This is a genomic window from Luteimonas rhizosphaericola, assembly GCF_029888045.1.
Taxonomy (GTDB): Bacteria; Pseudomonadota; Gammaproteobacteria; order Xanthomonadales; family Xanthomonadaceae; genus Luteimonas; species Luteimonas rhizosphaericola.
In genome coordinates this window covers 91,150-112,450 of record NZ_JARXRN010000029.1, presented here as the reverse complement: position 1 = coordinate 112,450, position 21,301 = coordinate 91,150, and the positions used below count along the sequence as shown (strand labels likewise).

The window sequence follows — 21,301 nt, the reverse complement described above, 5'->3', positions numbered from 1 at the left end:
GGCCAGGCGCGGCCGACAAGCGGGACCCGGGCCGGCCCCGCGCGAACGCCGTACGGGACGACGGTTCGCGGGACGGCGGGCGAATTCGCGGCCGGTGTCGCGGGTCGAGGCGCCGGGTGCGGCAGCGGGCGAGTGCCCACCGCGCCCGTCGCTACGTAACCGCCTTGGCGCGATGCCAGTACCGATCCTGCGCCTCCAGCGGCAGGTCCTGCAGCCGCACCCCCTCGGCCTGCGCCATCGCTTCCATCGCCCGGAACCGGCGCTCGAACTTGTGGTTGGCGCCGCGCAGCGCGGCGCCGACGTCCACCCGTGCATGCCGGGTGAGATTGGCGGCGACGAACAGCAGGTCGCCAAGCTCGTCCTGCAGCCGTGCGCGCGCCTGCGCATCCTCCGGATCGGCCGCCACCGCATCGAACTCCACCCGCACCTCGTCGATCTCCTCGTGCAGCTTGTCGATCACCGGCGCCGGGCCCGGCCAGTCGAACCCGACCCGCGCGGCGCGCGCCTGCAGCTTCACCGCACGCTGCCATTCGGGCAGGCCACGCGAGATGCCGGCCAGCGCCGAAGGATCGGTTTCGCCCGCGGCGGCGCGTTCGGCGCGCTTGATCGCTTCCCATTGGCCGCTCTGTGCCTGCGGATCCCCGGCATCGGCGCCGCCGAACACATGCGGATGGCGACGCACCATCTTGTCGCAGATCGCGTCCACCACGTCGCCGAACGCGAACGCCGACTGCTCCTCGGCCATGCGCGCGTGGAACACCACCTGCAGCAGCAGGTCGCCCAGTTCGTCGCGCAGCGAGGCCATGTCACCGCGGTCGATCGCATCGGCGACCTCGTAGGCCTCCTCGATCGTATAGGGCGCGATGGTGGAGAAATCCTGCGCCAGGTCCCACGGGCAGCCGCCGTCGGGGCTGCGCAGCCGCGCCATGATCGCGAGCAGGCGCTGGATGTCGCCGGGTGTGCCGCTCACGCGTCAGGCCGATGCGGCTGCGGGCGGCACGGACTGCAGCCAGTCCCGCCACGGCAGCGCTGCGTCGCCAAGCGCGATGAAATCGCCGTTGAGCAGCGTGTCGCGCTGGTTGTAGCGGAACGGCCGCCCGCGCGGATCCAGCAGCGCGCCACCCGCGCCCTCCAGGATCGCCTGCCCGGCGGCCGTATCCCACTCGCTGGTGGGGCCGAAGCGCGGATACACGTCCATCCCCCCCTCGGCCAGGCGGCAGAACTTCAGCGACGACCCCAAGCCGATCGTGTCCACCCGCCCCATGTGCGCCATCAGGGCCTCGGTCCGTGGATCGCGGTGCGATCGACTCGCGGCCACCCGCAGCGGCGGCGCCGCGGGCCGGCGCACGTGCAGCGGGTGTTCGCCGTTCGCATCGCGACGGAACGCGCCGTGTCCGGGCGCGCCATGCCACAACACGCCGGTCACCGGCGCCTGGATGACGCCGAAGACCACGACGCCGTGGTCGACCAGCGCGATGTTCACCGTGAACTCGCCGTTGCGCTTGATGAACTCGCGGGTGCCGTCGAGCGGATCGACCACCCACAGCCGCGACCAGCCGCGGCGGGTGGCCAGCGGCACGGTGTGCGCGGATTCCTCCGACAGCACCGGGATGTCCGGCGTGAGCTGCGACAGGCCGGCGACGATGCCGTGGTGCGCGGCCAGGTCGGCTTCGGTCAGCGGGCTGGCGTCGTCCTTCCGGGTAACGTCGAAATCGCGTTCGTAGACCTCCAGGATCGACGCCGCCGCGTCCTGCGCGATCGCGAGCACGTCCTCGCGCAGGGCCTGGATGGTGGCGTAGTCGGTCATGCGCGCTCCCGCTCCAGGTACTGGCGCGCGGCGAACAGCGCCGCGATCGACCGCCCTTCCGAGAAATCCTCGCGCAGGGCCAGCTCGCCGATATCCGCGAGCGGCCACGGCACGACTTCCAGTTCCTCCGGCTCGTCGCCCGGCAGGCGCTCGGGATACAGGTCGCGCGCAAGCACGACCGTGGTCTCGTGGCTCATGTACACCGGCGCCAGCGACAGCAGCCGCACCACGTCGAGCCGGCGCGCGCCGTAGCCCGCTTCCTCCTTGAGCTCGCGGTCGGCCGCCTGCACTGGCGTCTCGCCGGCATCGATCCGGCCCTTCACCAGACCCAGCTCGTAGCGATGCAGTCCCGCCGCGTACTCGCGCACCAGGAGCACGGTGTTCTCGTCGAGCAGCGGGACCACCGCCACCGCGCCGTGGCCGCGCCCGCGCAGGCGCTCGAACTGGCGGCGCTCGCCGTTGCTGAACTCCAGGTCCAGCCGCTCCATGCGGTAGGGGCCGGCATCGTGCTCGGTGATGCCGTGGATCGTCGGCAGGCGGCGCGTCACGGCGCCGCCCCGACGCGGCCACGGGCGATAATGGGGGCATGTCGACTCACGATGACGCCATTCTAGACGAGGCCGCGCACTGGCGGTCGCGCGATCTCGCGGTGCTCTGGCACCCCTGCACGCAGATGCGCGAACACCCCGACACCCTGCCGCTGCTGCCGGTGGCGCGGGCCGAAGGCGCCTGGCTGGTGGGGCACGACGGGCGGCGCACGCTGGACGCGGTGAGCAGCTGGTGGGTGACCCTGCACGGCCATGCGGAACCGCGCATCGCCGAAGCCATCGCGCGCCAGGCCCGCACGCTCGAACAGGTGATCCTGGCCGGCTGCTCGCACGCGCCTGCGGTGGAGCTGGCCGAGCGCCTGCTGGCCATCGCCCCGCGCGAAGCCGGGCGGCCGCCGCTGTCGAAGGTGTTCTATGCCGACAACGGTTCGGCCGGGATCGAGGTGGCGCTGAAGATGGCGTTCCACTGGTTCCGCAACCGCGGCGACGAGCCGCGGCGGACGAAGTTCGTCGCGCTGCAGAACGGCTACCACGGGGAGACCATCGGCGCGCTGTCGGTGGGCGACATCCCGCTGTACCGGCGCATCTACGCGCCGCTGCTGATGCAGGCGGTGTTCGCGCCCTCGCCCGATGCCTACCTCGCCCGCCCCGGCCAGAGCGCCGAAGGCTGCGCCGAGGACGCCGCCGATGCGCTCGCCCACCTGCTCGACGCGCACGCCGGCGAGATCTGCGCCCTGGTGCTCGAGCCGCTGGTGCAGTGCGCCGGCGGGATGCGCATGCACCACCCGGCCTACCTGCGCCGGGTACGCGAACTGTGCGACGTGCACGGCATCTTCCTGATCGCGGACGAGATCGCGGTGGGTTTCGGCCGCACCGGCACGATGTTCGCGTGCGAACAGGCCGGCATCCAACCCGACCTGCTCTGCCTGTCGAAGGGCCTGACCGGCGGCTTCCTGCCGCTGGCCGCGGTGCTGGCGACGCAGGCGATCTACGACGGCTTCCTCGACGACTCGCGCGAACGCGCCTTCCTGCATTCGCACAGCTATACCGGCAACCCGCTGGCCTGTGCCGCGGCGCTGGCCTCGCTGGAGATCTTCGCCAGCGACGAGGTGTTGGCGCGCAACCGTGCGACCGCCGCACGCATGGCGGAGCTCGTGCGCGGGATCGCCACCCTGCCGCACGTGGCCGAGGCGCGCCAGACCGGCATGATCGTGGCGTTCGAACTCGCGCCCGGCGGCGACCGCCGCGCCGCGTTCGATCCGGCGCGGCGCGTCGGCCTGCGGGCCTATCGCGCCGCGCTGGAGCGCGGCGTGCTGCTGCGCCCGCTCGGCGACGTGCTGTACTGGATGCCGCCCTATTGCATCGACGATGCCCAGCTCGCGCTGCTCGCCGATGTCACCCGTGCGGCGATCGCGGAGGCGGTGGCGTGAGCGCCGCATCGGGCCTCGGGCCGGCCGCCTCCAGGCGCCAGCGTCGGAGTGCGCGCCCATGCGGGTGATGCGCGCCCATATCGACCTGCCGCTCGCGGTGGGCACCCAGCTGGTCCTGCCCGAGGCCGCGGCCGCGCACCTGGTGCGCGTGCTGCGCCTGCGCGAGGGCGACGCCTGCGTGCTGTTCAACGGCGACGGCCGCGACTACCACGCGCGCATCGTCGCGGCCGACAGGCGGCGGACGATGGTCGAGGTGACCGGCGCCGAAGCCGTGGACAACGAGTCGCCGCTGCGCATCACCCTGGTGCAGGGCATCGCCCGCGGCGAGAAGATGGACCTGATCCTGCAGAAGGCGGCCGAACTGGGCGTGGCGCGGATCGTGCCGGTGGACGCCGAGCGCACCGAGGTGCGGCTGGACGGCGCGCGGCTGGCGCGCCGCATCGCGCACTGGCAGGGCGTGCTGGTGGCCGCCTGCGAACAGTGCGGGCGGGCACGCATCCCGGTGCTGGACGCGCCGGCGCCGATCGCGGCGATCGCGGAAGCGACCGCGGACGCGCGGCTGCGCCTGACGCTGGACCCGCAGGGTCCGCACGCGCTGCCCGACCTGGCCGGGCGCGTGCCCGACGATGGCGGCGAAGTGGTGCTCGCGATCGGTCCCGAAGGCGGGTGGGCACCGCGCGATCGCGATCACCTGCGTGCGGCCGGGTTCGAAGGGCTGCGCCTGGGACCGCGCGTCCTGCGCACGGAAACCGCGGGGCTGGCGGCGATCGCCGCGCTGCAGGTGCTGTACGGAGACCTGCGCGGCTGAAGCGCGCGGGCGATGCGGCCGGGTCAGGCCGCCATGGCCTCGCGCAACGCCTGCTCGATCCCGTCGATGTCGGGGATCACGGCCGGCTCGTCGTTGAAGCGGACGTGCGCGCGGACGCCGGGCGCGGCATCGCCCGCGTCGTCGACCGCGGCCAGACGGTCGCGCGAGACCGTCACCAGGCGCGGGAAGCCCTTGGTCAGCAGGGCGAAGTACGGCATCGTCGCCTGCCCGCCGAGGGTCTTGAGCACGATCACCTTGTGGGCCAGGCCGCCCTGCTCCGCGCCCTGCCCGATCAGCGGCGCGAAGGCCACCAGCGGCAGGCGCCAGCCCCGCCAGCGGATGGTGCCCAGCAGCCAGTCGGGCGCGTCGTCCACCGGGTCGGGCTCGGCGTAGGACAGCACCTCGGAGATGGTGGCGTTGGGCAGCAGCAGCGGCGTGGCCTCGGTCTGGATCAGCACCGCGCGGATGTCGCTCTGGGAGGTGGTGTTCATGGCTGCAGCAGTCCGCTGGAATCGGGATCGGGCGACACGCCGGCCACCGGCCAGCGCGCCAGCAGCCTGGCCGCCAGCGCGGCGGGCGTGCCGTGGGCGGCGCCGGCGGCGATCGCGGCCTGCGCGGCCGCCGGGTCGTAGCAACCCTCGTCTGGCGTCTGGCCCAGCACCAGCCCGCCGCTCCAGCGGGCCTGGCTGACGGCGGGCACCAGTGACGCGTCGGCGCCGCTGAGGAACAGGACGGCGCTGTCGTCGGCCGGCAGGGCATCGGGCTCGAGCGCCGCGGAGGCATCGAACTTCCAGCCCGAGCCCGCGCGCAGGCCCAGCCCGGGGGGCACGAAATAGATGCTGCCCGGCTGGGCGACCTGGCCGGCCTCGGCCACGCTCACGGGTGCCGATGTGGCGCGCGTCATCTGCTTGACCAGCCGGTCGTAGCGGCCGCCTTCGAGCGACAGGCGAATCAGGATCGGTTTGCTGAAACCCTCGGGAATCGCCGCCAGCAGTTGGCGCACCGCGTCCGGCCCGCCCAGCCCGGCCTCGATCAGCACCACGCCGCGGACGGGACCGTGGCCGTAGCTGTCGGGATCGGCCAGCGACAGGCCACCGCCGAGCGCTTCGAGGTCGTAGGCCGGCGCGCGCACCGCGGCGGCTTCGGGCGCCGATGCGGGCACGGCATCGGCCTCGTCGTCCAGCAGGCTCAGGCCGGAAAAATCGATGCGCGGCGCAGGTGCGTCCGCGGCTTCGGGAGCCGGGGCGTCGCCCGCAGGCCGGGCCATCCGTTGGTCGAACCCCGTGTCCGAGGCGGATGCGGATTCGGACTGGCGCATCTGCGCGGCCAGGAATTCCTCGATGCCCTCGGGCGTGGCGGCGTCGTCGCCGGCGCGCATGAACCGCTCCGGATCGAACGCGAGCTCGTCCAGCGCGCCGCCGTCGCCGGCGTCGATCTCGGCGGCGTGTTCGTCCGACAGCGTGAACGACATCGCGTCGAGCGAGAGGGAAGCGGGCGCTGACGCGTCGTCCCCGGTCGATGCGCGCCGCGGCGGTGCGGCGTCGTCCAGTTCCAGCTCCAGCGCCAGCGCGGTCAGGTCGAGCCCGTCGTCCCCGGCCGCGAAATCGTCCGGTGCGTTCACCGGGGGACCCGCGTGGGTGCCCTCGCCGGGGTTCCACGCCGGCGCGCCGTCGCCTGCGTCGGCGATGGAGAGTTCGCCTTCCGGCGCGGCCATGAGGTCCTGCGCCGCATCCCCGAGACCGGTCATGCCCGCGATGCCGCCGTCGTTCGGCACTTCGTCGGCAAGCTGCTGCGCCTGACCGGTGACCTCGGCGATCGCCTGGTCGAAGTCCACCGGCGCGGGCGGCGCGGGCAGCGGGCCCGGCACGGGATGGACCGCCTCGTCGGCCTCCGCGCCTGCCGGCAGGACGTCATGGTGACGGTGCAGCTTCGCCGACAGGTGGCGCAGCCAGCGCGCCGCGTCCCAGCCGGTGCGCTGCGCGGCCTGGTCGGCCTCCTCGAAGATCACCATGTAATCCGGATCGGCGAGCACGTCGGCGTAACGGTCGATCGCGTCCTCGATCGCGGGATCGAGCGCCACCAGGATCGCCTGCGGCGTGGCGTGGCGCACGTCGTCCGGATCGGCCTGCAGCGGATCGGCCACCAGCACCACTTCGGCGCCGGCCTCGCGCAGCGCACCGCTGATGCGTTCGCAGGCTTCGCCGGCGCGCGCCAGCAGCGCGACGCGCGGCGTGGCCTCAGTCGCGGCCATGCGGCACCTTCAGCAGTTCGTTGACGTTGCGCATCAGCTCGGGTTCCTGGTACGGCTTGCCCAGGTAGCGGTCCACGCCGAGGTCGAACGCGCGCTGGCGGTGCTTCTCGCCGGTACGCGAGGTGATCATCATGATCAGCACGTCGCGCAGGCGCGGATCGGCCTTCATGTGCCTGGCCAGCTCGTAGCCGTCCATGCGCGGCATCTCGATGTCGAGCAGCATCAGATCGGGCACGCGTTCGTCCATGCGCTCCAGCGCATCGAGCCCGTCCTTTGCGGTGATGACCTCGAAGTTGTGGCGCTCGAGCACGCGGCCGGTGACCTTGCGCATGGTCACCGAGTCGTCGACCACCATCACCAGCGGCACCGGGCGCTGTTCGACCGGCACCGACGGCCCCGCTTCGCGCGGCAGCACCGCGTGGCGGCGCACGAGCGGCGCGACGTCGAGGATCACCACGACGCTGCCGTCGCCCATGATGGTGGCGCCGAAGATGCCGGGGATCGAGGCGACCTGCGGACCGACCGGCTTCACTACGATCTCGCGGCTGCCGATGATCTCGTCGACCGCGACCGCGGCGCGCAGTTCGCCCGAGCGCACCAGCAGCAGCGGCATCTGCAGGTGGCCTTCGGCGCGCGCCGGCCCCTGGCCGACCAGCATGCCGAGGTCGTGCAGGCCGTAGTCCTCGCCGCCGTACGCGTACGTGGCGTCGGCCTCGCCCAGGCGCCCGCGTTCGATCCGGCCCACGCCGCGCACCGAAGCGATCGGCACCGCGAACTGGGTCTCGCCGATGCGCACGAACACCGCCTGGGTGACCGCGAGCGTCTGCGGCAGGCGCAGGGTGAACGTGGTGCCCTGTTCGCGCCGGGTGGCGATGTCGAGCGAACCGCCGAGCTGGCGCACCTCGCTCGCGACCACGTCCATGCCGACGCCACGGCCCGCCAGCCGGCTGACCTCGTCGGCGGTGGAGAAGCCGGGCTCGAAGATCAGCTGGTCGAGGTCGCCGTCGGTCAGCACCGCGCCCTCGCGGATCAGCCCGCGTTCCTCGGCCCGGCGCCGGATCGCGCCGCGATCCAGGCCCGAGCCGTCGTCGCCGACCTCGAGCACCACTTCGGAGCCTTCGCGGCGGACCGCGATCCGGACCGTGCCTTCCTCGGACTTCTTCGCCTTGCGCCGGCGCTCGGGCGACTCGATCCCGTGCGCGACCGCGTTGCGCAAAATATGCTCCAGCGGAGCGGTCATGCGTTCGAGCACGTTGCGGTCGAGCTCGCCCTGGCTGCCGTCGAGCCGCAGCTGCACCTGCTTGCCGGTTTCCTGGGCGGCCTGGCGCAGCACCCGGCGCAGGCGCGGCACCAGCGCGTCGAACGGCACCATGCGCGTGCGCATCAGGCCTTCCTGCAGCTCCGAGCTCACGCGCGACTGTTGCAGCAGCAGCGTCTCGTACTGGCGGGTCAGGTCGTCCAGCGTCTGCTGCAGGCTGGTCATGTCCGCGGCGGATTCGCCGAGGCCGCGCGAAAGCTGCTGCAGGGTGGAGAAACGGTCGAGTTCGAGCGGATCGAAGCTGACGTCGCCGGCGTCGCCCTCGCGCTGGTAGCGCGCGATGATCTGGGCCTCGGTTTCGATGTCGAGGCGGCGCAGCTGGTCGCGCAGGCGCGCGTTGGTCTGCTCCATCTCGTTCATCGCGGCACGGAACGCGCCCAGCTGCTGTTCCAGCCGGGCCCGGTAGATCGCCACCTCGCCGGCGTAGTTCACCAGCCGGTCGAGCAGGTCTGCGCGGATGCGCACCTGCTCCTGCGGCGCGCGGATAGTGGTGTCGTCCTCCGCGCCCAGCTCGACGATCGGTCCCGACAGCGGCGCGAGCTCGACCTTGGGCGGCGGCGGCGCGGCCTCGGCCGCGGCGGCGGCTTCGTTCTCGGCAAGCAGCGAGCGGCCGCGGGCGAGCGCATTGAAGGCGTCGATCAGCGCGTCCGGCATGGCGATCGCGCGCCGTTCGCCGATCCGCGTGATCATCGCATGCAGGCGGTCGAAGCCGCCCTCGAGCAGGCCGATGCCGGTGCGGTCGAGCTCGCAGCGCTGTTCGACCACCGCCTCGAGCAGCGACTCCATCGCGTGGCCGAGCTCGCCGACGGTGAACACGCCCGCCATGCGCGCACCGCCCTTGATGGTGTGCAGGTCGCGCTGCAGCCCGATCAGCGGTTCGCGGGCGTCGGGCGACTGGCGAAGCTGGGCGAGCAGACCGTCGGAGTGGTCGAGCAGGTCGCCGGCCTCTTCCACGAAGATGTCGACCAGTTCCTCGTCCAGGCGCGACACGTCCAGCGCCTCGTCCGGATCCGCCTTGGCCAGCACGCGTGCGAGCAAGGCCGCGACCGCGGTGTCGACGGGGACGTCGGCTTCGGCTTCGGCTTCGGCCTCTGCTTCGCTTTCGGCTTCAGGTTCGGATTCGGATTCGGTGTCGGTGTCGGCGTCCGCAACACCATCGGCGCCATCCGCGGCGGACTCCTCTCCGTACGCCTGCGCTTCCGATGCCTGCCGCTCGAGTTCCGCACGCTCTGCCTCGAAGCGTTCGGCCTCCACGCGTGCCGCTTCAGCGCGCCCGGCCTCGGTCCGTTCTGCTTCGAGACGCTCCGCCTCGAGACGCTCCGCTTCAAGCCGCTCGAGTTCGAGACGCTCGGTTTCAAGACGTTCGGCCTCAAGACGATCGGCTTCGGCGCGCTCGATCTCGAAGCGTTCGGCTTCGATCCGCTCGGCGTCCAGAAGCTCGGCTTCCAGACGCTGCGCGGCCGGGTACTCGGCGTCGCCGGTTCCGGCGTCCGCCGACTCGCCGCCTCGCACCAGCGCAAGGCCCGCATTCGCGGCGAGATCTGCGTCCACGTGGTCGGCGTCGGGACGCTCGGCGTCCAGGCGATCTGCATCGAGGCTTCCTGCTTCACCTCGTTCCGCTTCGAGACGCTCGGCTTCAACGCGCTCCGCTTCGAGACGTTCCGCTTCGAGACGTTCCGCTTCGAGACGTTCCGCTTCGAGACGTTCCGCTTCGAGACGCTCCGCTTCGAGACGCTCCGCTTCGAGACGCTCTGCCTCGAGACGTTCGGCTTCGAGACGCTCGGCTTCGAGACGCTCGGCCTCGAGACGCTCGGCTTCGAGACGCTCGGCTTCGAGGCGCTCGGCTTCGAGACGTTCGGCCTCGAGACGTTCGGCCTCGAGACGCTCGGCTTCGAGACGCTCGGCCTCGAGACGTTCGGCTTCGACACGTTCGGCTTCGACACGTTCGGCTTCGACACGTTCGGCTTCGAGACGTTCGGCTTCGAGACGTTCGGCTTCGAGACGTTCGGCTTCAAGACGTTCGGCTTCAAGACGTTCGGCTTCGAGACGTTCGGCTTCAAGACGTTCGGCTTCGAGACGCTCGGCTTCGAGACGCTCGGCTTCGAGACGTTCGGCTTCGAAGCGCTCGGCTTCGAGCCGTTGGACGTCAGGGGCTGCGTCGCCGGCACGCTCCGCGGCCGGACCGGCATCCACCGCATCCACCAGCGCCGCATCCACGAAGCCGGCGTACGCAGTGAGATCGTCCGTGGTGAGCGCGATGCCTTCCGGCGCCTGCGGCGCGTCCGGCATCGCTCCCGCTTCCTCCAGCCCTTGCGCATCCACCAGCGCCGCCAGGCCGCTCGCGGCCTCCGGCAGGCTGTCGCGCAGCGCCGCCAGGCGCGCGGCCAGCGCATCCTGCAGCGGCAGCGCCGGGTTCGCCTGCTTCAGCGTCTCGACCGTGTCGCGCACCACGACCGACAGGTCGGCCAGCGCCTCGATCCCTTCCGGCGTCGCGCTGGCATGCGAGGCGAGCAGGCGTCGCGCATAGTGTTCGGCCGGGGACAGCACGCTGTTGATGACCGGAACCTCGGTCATGGCGAACGCGCCGTTCATCGTGTGCAGCGCGCGCAGCAGCGGGTCGCTTCCATCCGCCTCGCCCGCGCGGGCACGCGCGACCCAGGTATCGACGGTCTGCAGGTGGCCGTTGACCTCGGCGTCGAGGATCTCCAGCAGCAGCGCGTCGATCTTCGCCGGCACCGCGGCCAGCGGCTCGCCGGCGTCCGCGACCTCGACCGGCGCGGGCACGGGCTCCGCGTCGACCAGCGCGGGCGCCATGCTGGCCTCGGGCGCGACCACGCCGGTGTCGCCGGCGTCGGTCGCCGGCGCGGACAGCTCCATCGCGACCGCGACCGTGGTCTCCGGCGGCATCGTCTCGTCGCCGGCGGCGATGCGCTCGGCGGCCGCCTGCAGCGGCTCGAGGTCGGTGGTCAGGCCGCGCTCTCCGCGCAGCGCGGACTGCAGTTCGGGCAGGGTGTAGAACGCGCGGTCGACCATCGCGATCACCGCCTCGCTCGGCGGGCGCGACCCGTCGAGCACGCGGTTGAGCATGTTCTCGATCTTCCAGCTGAACTCGCCCAGCATGCGCGCGCCGACCAGGCGCCCGCTGCCCTTGAGTGTGTGGAACACGCGCCGGATCGGGCGCAGGCGCTCCATGTCCTCGGGGCGGGCGCGCCACTGCGGCAGCAGGCCGTCGAGGTTGTCGATCTCCTCGGCGAATTCTTCCAGGAAGACCTCGCGGATCTCCTCGTCGATCTCCTCGCCGACGGTCTCGAACCCGCCCACCACCGGGCCGGCCGGGCGCGCGGGCGCGGCGTCGGGCAACGACGCCGGCCCGGCGACGTCGACGGGCGTCGCCGGCGCGACCGGCACGTCGGCCGCCGCTGCAGGCGTCGCGGCCACCGTCGTCTCGGCCGGCGGCGCCGGCTTCTCCGCCGCCTGCGGCAGCGGCCAGTAGCCGAGCGATTCGAGGCTGTTGCGCGCGATGTCGAGGATCTCGTCGCGGTTGCCGCGCTGCTCGCGCAGCGCCTCGAGGTAATACTCCAGGCTGGCCAGCGCATCGGCCAGGGTGTCGAGCTGGCGGCCGTTGGGCACGCGCTGGCGACCGATCAGCTCGGTCTCGGTGTAGCGGCTGACCGCGACCAGGTAGTCGGCGGGCAACGGCAGTTCCATCATCCGCAACGCGCCGGACACCTCGTCCAGCAGCCGCGGCACGTCCGAGAGCTGCTCGTGCTGCCAGCTGGTCTCGACGAAGGCGACCAGCGCCTGGCGCGCCTGCACGAAGTTGGCGATCGCCTCGCGCACGATGGTGTCGACCACCTGCCGCGTCTCGCCGGCGAACAGTTCGTTCTCCGCTCCGGTGCCGGTGTCGGCCGCCCCCAGCCGCGCGACCTGGTCGTCGAGCGTGGCGTCGACGTAGAGCAGCGCGCCGGCGACGTCGAGCAGCGCATCTTCATCCGCGGCGACCGTGCCTTCGAGGATCTGCTGCATCGCGTCGCGCTGCTGCTGCACCACCTTGCGCGCCACGCCCAGGCCGAGCATGCCGAGCGTGTCGGCCACCCGGCCCAGCGTCTCGGCGTGCGGCTGCAGCGAGGACAGGTCGTCCGACCCGGTGCGCAGGTGCAGGTCGAGCGCATCCTTGACGTGCAGCAGGTCGTCCTTGACCGCGGCGGACACGGTGTCGAGCAGCGCGCGGTTGCGCCCGCTGATGCTGCCGCGCGCGTGTTCCAGCTCGGAGGGCGTGGGCAGCGCGGCTTCGAGTTCGAAGACCTGCTTGAGCTCCTGAAGCGCCGGGTGGCTGCCGTCCTCGTGGTGGGCGACGTGGTAGAGCAGCTGCCGGGTGGGTTCCTGCGCAGCCTCGCCACGCACTTCCGCGAAACCGTCGTTGTCGAGCAGGCCGCGGCGGGCCTCGCGCTCGACACCGGCGAACACCTTGCGCAGGCCGGCCGATGCCGGCAGCGCCCCGTCGGCGAGCGCGCGGGCCACGCTCGATGCGACCCACAGCATCCGGCGGACCGGAACCTGGCGCACGTGCGGCAGCAGCGCATCGACGGCCGCCGGCAGCGGCGCGAGCGCATCGGGCGAAGCCTCGTCCTGCCAGCCGGCGAGCGCGCGCTGCAGCGCTTCGAGCAGCGGCTGGACGTCGTCGTTGGACGCCGCGGCCCCCATGGCGCCCGCGATCGCGCCCGGGAGCGGGCGCTCGAGGTCGGGCGAGAACAGCACGCTTTCGCTCAGCCCGCTCTCGCCGCGCGTGGCGCGCAGTTCGTTGAGCAGCGGCAGCAGCACGATCGGGATGTCGCGGTGCCCGCTCTGCAGGCGCTCGAGGTAGTCCGGCAGCAGCACGATGCCGCGCAGCAGGGCGGCACACGCGCCGTCGCGATCACCGACGGTGCCGGCGTGCAGCGCCTGGGCGACGTGCTCCATTTCCTCCGCCACCATGGCCGGCGCGTAGAGCTCGACCATGCGCAGCGTGCCCTGCACCTGGTGCAGGTACCCGGCGCACAGCCGCATGCGGCCGACATCGGCCGGATCCTCGACGTAGTCCTCCAGCTCGGCCTTGGCCAGGCGCAGGGTCTCGTCGAGCTCCGGCTTGATCCAGCCGAGCGCGGTGTGCTCGAGGGCTTCGCGCAGTGCGGTCATCGCCGCCCTCCGTGGGTGCCGGCGTGGCTGCGCCTGCGACCTGTCGTCGTCGCGTTCATCCGGTGCACTCGTCCCGCGCTCAGGCCGGCAGCTTGAAGTCGGCGACCGAGCGCCGCAGGTTGGCGGCCAGCTGCGCGAGGTTTCCGATCGACTCCGCGGTCTGGTTGGCGCCCTGCGACGTCTGCGCGGTGATCGACTGGATCGTGTTCATGGTCTCGGTGATGTTGGTCGCCGCGGCGGACTGCTGCTTGGCCGCGGTGGAGATCCCGAGAATCAGGCCGGCGAGGTTGTTCGACACGCTTTCGATCTCGCCCAGCGCGGTGCCCGCGTCCTCGGCCAGTCGCGCACCGGCGACCACTTCCGAGGTCGTCTGCTCCATCGAGCTGACCGCCTCGTTGGTATCGCTCTGGATCGTCTGCACCAGCGCCTCGATGCGCTTGGTGGCGTTGGACGCGCGTTCGGCCAGTCGCTGCACTTCGTCGGCCACCACCGCGAACCCGCGGCCCGCCTCGCCCGCCGACGCCGCCTGGATGGCCGCGTTGAGCGCGAGGATGTTGGTCTGCTCGGAGATGTCGTTGATCAGTTCCACGATCGAGCCGATTTCCTGCGAGCTCTCGCCCAGGCGCTTGATGCGCTTGGAGGTTTCCTGGATCTGGTCGCGGATCGAGTCCATGCCCGCGATCGTCTCGCGCACCACGCCCGCGCCCTTGGTCGCGATCTGCACCGAGCGCTGCGCCACGTCGGCCGATTCGGCGGAGTTGCGCGAGACCTGGTCGATGCTCGAGGCGATCTCGGTGATGCGGTTGGAGGCGGAGTTGATCTCCTGCGCCTGGTGTTCGGCGGCCTCGGCCAAGTGCATGGCGGTGGCCTGCGTTTCCTGCGCGCTGGATGCGACCTGCGCGGACGTGTCGTTGATCGTGCCCACCAGGTCGCGCAGGTTCTCGACCGCGAAGTTGATCGAGTCCGCGATCGCGCCGGTCATGTCCTCGGTGACCGTCGCCTTCACCGTCAGGTCGTTCTCGGCCAACGCGCCGATCTCGTCCAGCAGGCGCATGATCGCCTCCTGGTTGCGGTTGTTGAGCTCCATCGTGTCCTCGTAGCGCTTGCGCTGGGCGCGGTTGAGCGACCAGAGCAGGCCGGCCAGCGACACCAGCGCGAGCAGGCCGGAGATGATGCTGATCCACACGTTGCCGGCGATGCTGGTGTCGCGCAGCGAGCCGAAGGCGGTGAAGGCCGCGAACAGGTCCTGGCTGTCGGACAGCAGCTTGTCCGAGCCGGTGGTCAGCGCCGCAGACGCGGCCTGGGCCTGGAACAGCGCCGGTGCGCTGGCGATGATCGCGTCCAGGTCCTGCTTCATCTCCGTCCAGCGGGTGCCCGCCTGGTTGAGCGCGGACACCGCGCCACCGTTGGACAGCGCCTGCACGTTCATCGCCTCGTCGCCGCCGCGCAGGCCGTCGAGCACCTGCTCGAACACGCCCACGTCGCGCGCCAGCGCGTCGCCGGCGATCGATGCGCCCGGGCCGCCGGCCTGGATCTCGGCGACGCGGCGCGCCATGTTGCCCGCCAGCACGTTCTGGCGCAGGGCGATGTAGACCTGCGAGGCCGGCGAACCGCTGGAGGACATCGCGCGCACCAGTTCGTCCAGCTGCGCCTGCAGCTGCGGCACGGCCTGGTTGAAGCGGGCGGCGTTGGCGGCGAATCCGCTCACCGCCTGCTCGCTGGCGGCCACCTGCTCGGCGCTCGCGGCCAGCGGGGTCCAGGTCTGGGTCACCGTCTGGATCGGGCCGGCCACGCCGGTGGTCTGGCCGAAGTTGGCGTTGAGCTGCTCGACGTCGCGGTCGATCTGCGCCTTGGTGTCCTTGAACGCGGCGAACGAGGCGGCATCGCCTGCGACCGCTTCCCGGCCCTGGTTGGCCAGGCGCTGCGAGTTCACCTGCAGGCTCGAGGCCGCGGTGCTCGCGCCGCCGAGCCGCGCCGCCTTCCAGCCGGCGTAGCCGGTGTTGGCGCCGAAGATCACGAGCGTGGCGACCAGCGCCGCGATCCAGAAGTTGCTCCCCAGGCCGCGGCTCTTGCCGGCGATCGTATCGACTACTGTGCTCATGGTCCTACCCCTGCCCCTGCGCTGTCTTGCTGGACGCGGCCATCAGGCCGCGGCTTGTCTGAATTCCGGTGTCCGTGCCAGCCGGCTCAGGCTGAACACGCCCCAGGTCTGGTCGGCGAGCCGGTAGGCGCGCTCGACGAAATGGGCGTAGCGCCCTTCGGCCAGCGCGCCGGCCTCCGACTGCTGGTCGTCGTGGAAGCTGCGCTGCCCGAACAGCTCGTCGATGGTGACGGCGACGTCGCCGTCGGGCTGGCGCACGATCAAGACCCGCTGCGTCTCGTGCAGCACCGTGCGCTCGCCCTCGAGGAACTGCTTGAGGTCCACGATCGGCAGCAGGCTGCCGCGGACGTTCCCCACGCCCAGCATCCACGCCTGCGCCCCCGGCACCGGCGTGATCGGCGGCATCGGCAGGATTTCCAGCACCTCGTCGAAGGCCGACGCCAGCCGGTGCGCGCCGACCCGGTAGCCCACGCCGCGCCACAGGCCGGGCGCGTCGAACTGCTCCGGCAGGCCCGCCACGTGCGCGAGGCTGCGCTGCTCGAAGTCGAGCAGCATCGCGAACGGGTCGCGACCCTGGTTCATCCCGCCGCCTCGAGCAGCCGGTCGATCTCGCCCATCAGCACCTCTTCGCGCGGCGGCTTGACGAGGTAACCCTTGGCGCCCTGGCGCATGCCCCAGGCCTGGTCGGTCTCCATGCCCTTGGTGCTCACGATCAGCACCGGGATGTGCTTGGTCTGCGCATCGCGGCCGAGCGCGCGCGTGGCCTGGAAGCCGTTCATGCCCGGCAGCACGACGTCCATCAGCACCAGGCCGGGCTGTTCGCGCTTGCACACCTCGATGCCGTCCTCGGCGCTGGTGGACGCCAGCACCTCGTGGCCGTGGCGTTCGAGCAGTTGGGTGAGCACCGCCGTGTCGGTCGGTGAGTCCTCGATGATCAGGATGCGGGCCATGGCGGTTCCCCTTTACGCCTTGACGTGGGTACGGATCGCGTCGAGGAGCTCCTCGCGCGTGAATGGCTTGGTCACGTACTGCTCGGAGCCGACGATGCGGCCGCGCGCCTTGTCGAACAGGCCGTCCTTGGACGACAGCATGATCACCGGCGTCGACTTGAACAGCTGGTTGTTCTTGATCAGGGCGCAGGTCTGGTAGCCGTCCAGGCGCGGCATCATGATGTCGACGAAGATGATCTGCGGCTTGTGGTCGGCGATCTTGGCCAGCGCCTCGAACCCGTCGACCGCGGTCACCACGTCGGCGCCCTCGCGCTTGAGCAGGGTCTCGGCGGTGCGGCGGATGGTCTTCGAGTCGTCGATGACCATCACCCGCAGGCCATCGAGACTGGCGGCGCGGCTGTCGTCTTGCGTCATTCTTCGTTTCCCCCGGCGCGCGATGCAGGTCCGATGCCCGCATCGCCGCGATCGCCGTATATTCCAGCCTCGTGCCGGACTGTCAAGCATCCATGAAGAAGATTGCGCAAGTCGCCGCCGCCACGGGCGAAAGCGACGCAGCCCGCCTGCTAACATTTGTCAGAAAGTGCCACTGGTGGGTCAGATGTCCCTGAATGTCGTGGTGGTGATGGATCCGATCGAGTCGATCCGGATCGCCAAGGATTCGACCTTCGCGATGCTGCTGGAAGCGCAGCGGCGCGGCCATGCGCTGCACTACGTGCTGCCTGGCGGGCTTGGCATGGATCATGGGCGGGCGCAGGCGCGGCTGGCGCCGTTGCGCGTGCGGGAGGATCCCGTCGGCTGGTTCGAACTGGGATCGACGTCACAGCGTGCGCTGGGCGCTGGCGACCTGGTGCTCATGCGCAAGGATCCGCCGGTGGACGCGGACTACATCCACGACACCCTGATCCTGGGCGCCGCGCAGCGCCAGGGCGCGCGCGTGGTCAACGATCCGCAGGGACTGCGCGACATGAACGAGAAGCTGGCGGCGCTGGAGTTCCCGCAGTGCTGCCCGCCGACCGTGGTCGCGCGCGACGCGGCCACGCTCAAGGCCTTCGTGCAGTCGCACGGCGAGGCGGTGCTCAAGCCGCTCGACGGCATGGGCGGACGCTCGATCTTCCGCGCGCGCGCCGGCGAACCGAACCTCAACGTGATCCTGGAGACGCTGACCGCCGGCGGCCGCCACCTGGCGATGGCCCAGCGCTACCTGCCCGAGATCGTGGATGGCGACAAGCGGATCCTGCTGATCGACGGCGAACCGGTGGATTACTGCCTGGCGCGCATCCCCCAGGGCGACGAGTTCCGCGGCAACCTCGCGGCCGGCGGCCGTGGCGAGGGCCGGCCGCTGACCGACCGCGACCGCTGGATCGCCGCCCAGGTCGGGCCCGAGGTGAAGCGGCGCGGCATGCGGTTCGTGGGCCTGGACGTGATCGGCGACTGGCTCACCGAGGTCAATGTCACCAGCCCCACCTGCATCCGCGAGCTGGATGCGCAGTTCGGCATCAACATCGCCGGCCTGCTGTTTGACGCGCTGGAACGGGACCCGGACCCGGCCTGAGCGCATGTCCTCCCTCGCCCTGCCCCCCGCGCCGCCGCGCATCGGAGAACGCGAGCGCCTGAGCGCGACGATGGTGCTGTCGCTGCTGCTGCACGGCATGCTGGTGCTGGGCGTGGGCTTCGCGCTGGACGAGGCCGCGCCGCTGGCGCCGACGCTCGACGTGATCCTCACCGAAACCACCAGCCCCCTCACCCAGGCCCAGGCCGACTTCCTCGCCCAGGCCAGCAACCAGGGCGGCGGCGAACACGAGCGCAGTACGCGTCCGCGCGACGACCAGGCCGGGCGCGCCGTGCAGGCGGATTCGGGCGTGGCGCCGATCGAGCTGCGCGCGCAGTCGCCCACCGCGCAGCCTCCGCCGCAGGCGCGCGTGGTCGCCAGCCAGCGCGGCGAGGAGGCGCTGCCGAACGCGGACGCGCGCCCGCAGGCCGACGACAGCGCCCTGCCCCGCGGCGAGCAGAAGATCGAGCGCGACCTGGCGATGGCGCGCCTGGCGGCCGAGATCCACCTGCGCTCGGAGCGCTATGCCAAGCGGCCCAAGCGCAAGTTCGTGTCCGCCAGCACCCAGGAATGGGCCTACGCCGGCTACCTGCGCGACTGGGTGGACCGGGTGCAGCGCGTGGGCAACCTCAACTATCCCGACGAGGCGCGACGCCGCCAGCTGGCGGGCGAGCTGGTGATCAGCGTGGCGATCCGCCGCGACGGGTCGGTGGAGCGCGCCGACATCATCCGCTCCAGCGGCATCCGCCTGCTCGACGACGCCGCGCTTCGGATCGCGCGCCTGGCCGAGCCCTATCCGCCACTGCCGATCACCGAGGAGGAGATCGACATCCTCCACGTCACCCGCACCTGGCAGTTCCTGCCCGGCGGCGAACTGATCGACGACTGACGGCGCACGGACCCGGCGCGCTGCCGGGTGGCCGCCGCGGCGAATGCGTCGGTCCATCGAAGCCCGCGCGGATCGCGCGCGTCGCGTGCGCGACTACAGCCGCTGCCACACCGGCCCTTCGCCGCGACGCCAGTACACGCCCAGCGCCTTGCCGTAGAACGCCTGCCGCGGCACCAGGCCGAACCAGCGCCCGTCCGCGCTGCGGCCGCGGTGATCGCCCAGCACCAGCACCATGTCGTCGGGAATGGTGAGCGGCGCGATGTCCGGACCGCCACCGTCGGCCAGGTCGAGGCGCACGAGCCGGTCGCCGATGCGCTCGCTGTCGCCGCCCGCGTCCGGCTGGAGCGGGCGACCGTCGATGCGCAGGCGGCCGTCCACCAGCGCCACCGTCTGGCCACCCACCGCGACCACGCGCTTGATCAGCCGGGTGCCGTCGGCCGGCGAGCGGAACACCACCACGTCGCCAGGCGCGGGCCGGCCGCTCCCCCACAGTCCGAGTCCGGTGAACGGCACGCGCACGCCGTAGGCGCGCATGTCCACCAGCACCCGGTCGCCGGGCTGCAGGGTCGGCTGCATCGAACCGCTGGGCACGTGGTAGTGGTTGGCCAGCGACGAACGCGCCACCACCAGCAGCGCGATCAGCAGCAGGCTCGGGGCCCAGTCGCGCAGCCAGGCGGCGCGCGGCGCGCGTTCGCCCGGGTCCGGCGTGGTACTGGCGGTCATGGCGATCTCCGGTCTGGACCTGCGCTGGACCGCGCGCCGGGACGGTTGGTTCCCTCAGCCGCGCGCGGCGCGCGCCGCCTGCTGCTGCGCGAGGGTCAGGGCCACGTTGTCGCGCAGGTAGGCCGGCTGCAGGCGGTCCGGGGCGATCGCCTCTCCGCGGGCGAACGCGCGGGCGCCCAGGCGCGCGACGTCGCCCGCGCGCGGTAGCGCGTCGGCGTCGACCGACGACAGCGCGCCACCCAGGCGCTGGCGCAGTGCGCCGTCGGCGGCATCGAAACCGGTGCCCACGCCCGCCCAGAGGCCGGTGCCCGGGAGGTCGGCCAGGTCCGGGCGGACCACGGTCTCCGCGCCGGTCGTCTGCAGTTCGTCGCCCGCCCGCAGGAACCGGCCCAGGTAGACCTCGCCCATGCGCGCATCGATCGCGGCGAGCACGCGCTCGCCATCCGCGCGCGCTGCCAGCGCCGCCAGCGTCGATACCGCGACGACCGGGCGATCCAGCGCCAGCGCAATGCCCTGGGCCAGCGCCACCGCCAGCCGCACGCCGGTGAAGGCCCCCGGCCCGCGCCCCACCGCCACCGCATCGAGCTGCGATTTCGCCACGCCGGCCTGCGCCAGCAGTTCGTCCGCCCACGGCAGCGCCAGTTCGGCATGGCGCCGCGGCGCGATCTCGAAGCGCTCGAGGACCTCGCCGTCCACCAGCACGGCAACGGAGCAGGCTTCGGTGGCGGTTTCGAACGCGAGCAGTCTCATGCGGCCATGGTAGCGGGCCGTGCGGCGGCGGTGGCGACCCACCCGGCCGCGTGGGGCTGGCGCCCGGCTACGACGCGAAGGTGTCGAGGCCTGGCGTGGCGGGCGCCCGGGCGAAGAACCTGTCCACGTCGGCGGGGTCGCGGGTGCTGGCGAACGGCGGCAGCGAATCCAGGAACACGTGGCCGTAGGACTTCTGCGTCAGGCGCGGGTCGCACAGCACCAGCACGCCGCGATCGGTCTCTGTGCGGATCAGCCGGCCCACGCCCTGCTTGAGCGCGATCACCGCCTGCGGCAGCTGCTCGTCGCGGAACGGGTTGCCGCCGGCACGGCGGATCGCATCCAGGCGCGCCTCGAACACCGGATCGTCCGGCGCGGCGAACGGCAGCTTGTCGAGCACCACGACGCTCAGCGCCTCCCCGGCCACGTCCACGCCTTCGCGGAAGCTCGCCGCGCCCAGCAGCACGCCGTTGCCCGACTCGCGGAACCGCTGCAGCAGCACGTGGCGCGGCGCCTCGCCCTGCACGAACAGCGGCCACTCGCCGTCTTCGCGCAGCAGTTCGGCGGCCTCGCGCAGCGCGCGGTGCGAGGCGAACAGCACGAAGGCGCGCCCGCCCGAGGCCTGCAGCACCGGGCGCACCGCGTCGATCACCGCCCAGGTGTAGTCGCGGTCGGACGGCTGCGGCATGCGCGTGGGCAGGTAGCACAGCGCCTGCCGCGGCCAGTCGAACGGGCTCGGCACCAGCAGCGTGGTCGGCGCATCCAGGCCCAGGCGCGTGGCGATGTGGCCGAAGCCGTCGTCGACCGCCAGCGTGGCGGACGTGAACACCCAGGCCGCGCGCGACTGCTCGCGATGCTGGCGCAGCGGGCCGGAAACATCGAGCGGCGTGCGCTGCAGGCGGAAGCCGCGCGGCGAGAGCTCGTACCAGCGGACGTCGTCGTCCACGCCCGCGTCGGGGCCGGGGTCAGAGTCGACTTTTCCTGTCGATGCTTTCGACCCTGCAG

Annotated in this window: 17 protein-coding genes and 2 pseudogenes; 5 read left to right on the top strand and 14 right to left on the bottom strand. The window is 72.1% G+C overall.

Going from position 1 to position 21,301, the window contains the following annotated elements; all coding sequences use genetic code 11:
• Positions 1-151: 151 nt before the first annotated feature.
• From mazG to nudE, 3 genes are read right to left on the bottom strand one after another with little or no spacing between them, the layout of a single operon-like run.
• On the bottom strand, positions 152-970 hold the full coding sequence (mazG, locus tag QFW80_RS17000) for a nucleoside triphosphate pyrophosphohydrolase (protein WP_280603278.1): 819 nt from the start codon (positions 968-970) through the stop codon (positions 152-154).
• 3 nt (positions 971-973) lie between these two features.
• Complete coding sequence (gene cysQ, locus QFW80_RS16995) at positions 974-1,807, bottom strand: 3'(2'),5'-bisphosphate nucleotidase CysQ (RefSeq protein WP_280603276.1); 834 nt, start codon at positions 1,805-1,807, stop codon at positions 974-976.
• Positions 1,804-2,355 (bottom strand): ADP compounds hydrolase NudE, encoded by a 552-nt coding sequence (nudE, locus tag QFW80_RS16990; RefSeq protein ID WP_280603275.1) that lies wholly within the window; start codon positions 2,353-2,355, stop codon positions 1,804-1,806. The genes cysQ and nudE overlap by 4 nt, the downstream gene beginning before the upstream one ends.
• A 38-nt stretch (positions 2,356-2,393) precedes the next feature.
• On the opposite strand from nudE, the gene bioA reads away from it, so the two are divergent.
• Positions 2,394-3,785 carry an adenosylmethionine--8-amino-7-oxononanoate transaminase gene (bioA, locus tag QFW80_RS16985; protein ID WP_280603273.1) on the top strand — a complete coding sequence of 464 codons (1,392 nt, stop codon included), beginning with the start codon at positions 2,394-2,396 and terminating at the stop codon, positions 3,783-3,785.
• A gap of 58 nt (positions 3,786-3,843) precedes the next feature.
• The gene (locus QFW80_RS16980; protein ID WP_280603271.1) at positions 3,844-4,593 is read left to right on the top strand and encodes a 16S rRNA (uracil(1498)-N(3))-methyltransferase; all 750 of its coding nucleotides are present in this window, start codon (positions 3,844-3,846) and stop codon (positions 4,591-4,593) included.
• A gap of 23 nt (positions 4,594-4,616) precedes the next feature.
• Here QFW80_RS16980 and QFW80_RS16975 read toward each other — a convergent pair whose 3' ends face one another.
• The 3 genes and pseudogenes from QFW80_RS16975 to QFW80_RS17620 all read right to left on the bottom strand — a co-directional run.
• Positions 4,617-5,084, bottom strand: a complete 468-nt coding sequence (locus tag QFW80_RS16975) for a chemotaxis protein CheW (protein WP_280603269.1) — start codon at positions 5,082-5,084, stop codon at positions 4,617-4,619.
• Positions 5,081-6,844, bottom strand: coding sequence for a chemotaxis protein CheB (locus tag QFW80_RS16970; protein ID WP_280603268.1), 1,764 nt, complete (start codon positions 6,842-6,844; stop codon positions 5,081-5,083). The genes QFW80_RS16975 and QFW80_RS16970 overlap by 4 nt, the downstream gene beginning before the upstream one ends.
• Positions 6,831-9,662: pseudogene (locus QFW80_RS17620) on the bottom strand (response regulator); the annotation flags it as partial. The gene QFW80_RS16970 and the pseudogene QFW80_RS17620, both read right to left, overlap by 14 nt.
• A gap of 41 nt (positions 9,663-9,703) precedes the next feature.
• On the opposite strand from QFW80_RS17620, the gene QFW80_RS17615 reads away from it, so the two are divergent.
• Entirely contained in the window at positions 9,704-10,399 is a 696-nt protein-coding gene (locus QFW80_RS17615; protein ID WP_425603605.1) for a pentapeptide repeat-containing protein, read from the top strand.
• A 784-nt stretch (positions 10,400-11,183) separates the two neighbouring features.
• On the opposite strand, the pseudogene QFW80_RS17650 reads toward QFW80_RS17615, so the two are convergent.
• From QFW80_RS17650 to pilG, 5 genes and pseudogenes are all read right to left on the bottom strand, one after another.
• Positions 11,184-12,866: pseudogene (locus QFW80_RS17650) on the bottom strand (FimL-related protein); the annotation flags it as partial.
• A gap of 550 nt (positions 12,867-13,416) precedes the next feature.
• On the bottom strand, positions 13,417-15,438 hold the full coding sequence (locus QFW80_RS16960; RefSeq protein WP_280603264.1) for a methyl-accepting chemotaxis protein: 2,022 nt from the start codon (positions 15,436-15,438) through the stop codon (positions 13,417-13,419).
• 42 nt (positions 15,439-15,480) lie between these two features.
• A complete protein-coding gene (locus QFW80_RS16955; RefSeq protein ID WP_280603263.1) occupies positions 15,481-16,020 on the bottom strand; it encodes a chemotaxis protein CheW in 540 nt (179 codons plus the stop codon).
• Positions 16,017-16,388, bottom strand: a complete 372-nt coding sequence (locus tag QFW80_RS16950) for a response regulator (RefSeq protein ID WP_280603261.1) — start codon at positions 16,386-16,388, stop codon at positions 16,017-16,019. The genes QFW80_RS16955 and QFW80_RS16950 overlap by 4 nt, the downstream gene beginning before the upstream one ends.
• Before the next feature lie 12 nt (positions 16,389-16,400).
• Positions 16,401-16,802, bottom strand: coding sequence for a twitching motility response regulator PilG (gene pilG / locus QFW80_RS16945; RefSeq protein WP_280577287.1), 402 nt, complete (start codon positions 16,800-16,802; stop codon positions 16,401-16,403).
• A gap of 184 nt (positions 16,803-16,986) precedes the next feature.
• Between pilG and gshB the strand changes: the two genes are divergently transcribed.
• Together gshB and QFW80_RS16935 are read left to right on the top strand one after the other, a co-directional pair.
• A complete protein-coding gene (gene gshB, locus QFW80_RS16940; RefSeq protein WP_280603259.1) occupies positions 16,987-17,940 on the top strand; it encodes a glutathione synthase in 954 nt (317 codons plus the stop codon).
• A gap of 4 nt (positions 17,941-17,944) precedes the next feature.
• The gene (locus QFW80_RS16935) at positions 17,945-18,826 is read left to right on the top strand and encodes an energy transducer TonB (protein WP_280603258.1); all 882 of its coding nucleotides are present in this window, start codon (positions 17,945-17,947) and stop codon (positions 18,824-18,826) included.
• A gap of 93 nt (positions 18,827-18,919) precedes the next feature.
• On the opposite strand, the gene lepB is transcribed toward QFW80_RS16935, so the two are convergent.
• The 3 genes from lepB to QFW80_RS16920 all read right to left on the bottom strand — a co-directional run.
• Entirely contained in the window at positions 18,920-19,549 is a 630-nt protein-coding gene (lepB, locus tag QFW80_RS16930) for a signal peptidase I (protein ID WP_280603256.1), read from the bottom strand.
• 54 nt (positions 19,550-19,603) lie between these two features.
• Positions 19,604-20,299, bottom strand: a complete 696-nt coding sequence (tsaB, locus tag QFW80_RS16925; protein ID WP_280603255.1) for a tRNA (adenosine(37)-N6)-threonylcarbamoyltransferase complex dimerization subunit type 1 TsaB — start codon at positions 20,297-20,299, stop codon at positions 19,604-19,606.
• Positions 20,300-20,366: 67 nt separating this feature from the next.
• Positions 20,367-21,301: ATP-dependent DNA helicase (locus QFW80_RS16920; protein ID WP_280603254.1), on the bottom strand; the 935-nt coding region annotated here is incomplete at its 5' end.

What these genes read in the sequence shown, in the direction of transcription:
- QFW80_RS16960 (WP_280603264.1), bottom strand. Translation starts at nt 15,438, where the DNA reads ATGAGCACAGTAGTCGATACGATCGCCGGCAAGAGCCGCGGCCTGGGG.
- cysQ (WP_280603276.1), bottom strand. Translation starts at nt 1,807, where the DNA reads ATGACCGACTACGCCACCATCCAGGCCCTGCGCGAGGACGTGCTCGCG.
- lepB (WP_280603256.1), bottom strand. Translation starts at nt 19,549, where the DNA reads ATGACCGCCAGTACCACGCCGGACCCGGGCGAACGCGCGCCGCGCGCC.
- QFW80_RS16935 (WP_280603258.1), top strand. Translation starts at nt 17,945, where the DNA reads ATGTCCTCCCTCGCCCTGCCCCCCGCGCCGCCGCGCATCGGAGAACGC.
- gshB (WP_280603259.1), top strand. Translation starts at nt 16,987, where the DNA reads ATGTCCCTGAATGTCGTGGTGGTGATGGATCCGATCGAGTCGATCCGG.
- QFW80_RS16970 (WP_280603268.1), bottom strand. Translation starts at nt 6,844, where the DNA reads ATGGCCGCGACTGAGGCCACGCCGCGCGTCGCGCTGCTGGCGCGCGCC.
- QFW80_RS16975 (WP_280603269.1), bottom strand. Translation starts at nt 5,084, where the DNA reads ATGAACACCACCTCCCAGAGCGACATCCGCGCGGTGCTGATCCAGACC.
- QFW80_RS16955 (WP_280603263.1), bottom strand. Translation starts at nt 16,020, where the DNA reads ATGAACCAGGGTCGCGACCCGTTCGCGATGCTGCTCGACTTCGAGCAG.
- QFW80_RS16980 (WP_280603271.1), top strand. Translation starts at nt 3,844, where the DNA reads ATGCGGGTGATGCGCGCCCATATCGACCTGCCGCTCGCGGTGGGCACC.
- tsaB (WP_280603255.1), bottom strand. Translation starts at nt 20,299, where the DNA reads ATGAGACTGCTCGCGTTCGAAACCGCCACCGAAGCCTGCTCCGTTGCC.
- bioA (WP_280603273.1), top strand. Translation starts at nt 2,394, where the DNA reads ATGTCGACTCACGATGACGCCATTCTAGACGAGGCCGCGCACTGGCGG.
- QFW80_RS16950 (WP_280603261.1), bottom strand. Translation starts at nt 16,388, where the DNA reads ATGGCCCGCATCCTGATCATCGAGGACTCACCGACCGACACGGCGGTG.
- pilG (WP_280577287.1), bottom strand. Translation starts at nt 16,802, where the DNA reads ATGACGCAAGACGACAGCCGCGCCGCCAGTCTCGATGGCCTGCGGGTG.